Genomic DNA, 377 nt, shown 5'->3' with positions numbered 1-377 from the left:
ATCGGCGGCTACGGCATCGCCAAGGCGCTGGTGCTGGAGGCGATTGCCGCGGGCAAGCACGTGGTCACCGCCAACAAGGCGCTGCTGGCCGTGCACGGCACCGAAATTTTTGCCGCCGCGCAAGCCAAAGGCGTGATGGTGGCGTTCGAGGCCGCCGTGGCCGGGGGCATCCCCATCATCAAGGCGCTGCGCGAAGGCCTGACCGCCAACCAGATCCAGTGGGTGGCCGGCATCATCAACGGCACCACCAACTTCATCCTGTCCGAAATGCGAGACAAGGGCCTGGACTTTGACGTGGTGCTGAAAGAAGCGCAACGCCTGGGCTACGCCGAAGCCGACCCGACCTTCGACATCGAAGGCGTGGACGCCGCACACAA

The 377-nt window shown here is 65.0% G+C and carries 1 protein-coding gene; it reads left to right on the top strand.

Going from position 1 to position 377, the window contains the following annotated elements:
- Nucleotides 1-377: homoserine dehydrogenase (locus HA630_RS01000; protein ID WP_166832090.1), on the top strand; the 377-nt coding region annotated here is incomplete at both ends.

The organism is Aquabacterium sp. A08 (genome assembly GCF_011742065.1).
Note: the sequence above shows the minus strand (reverse complement) of the source record. Positions and strands in the feature narration are given on the sequence as shown.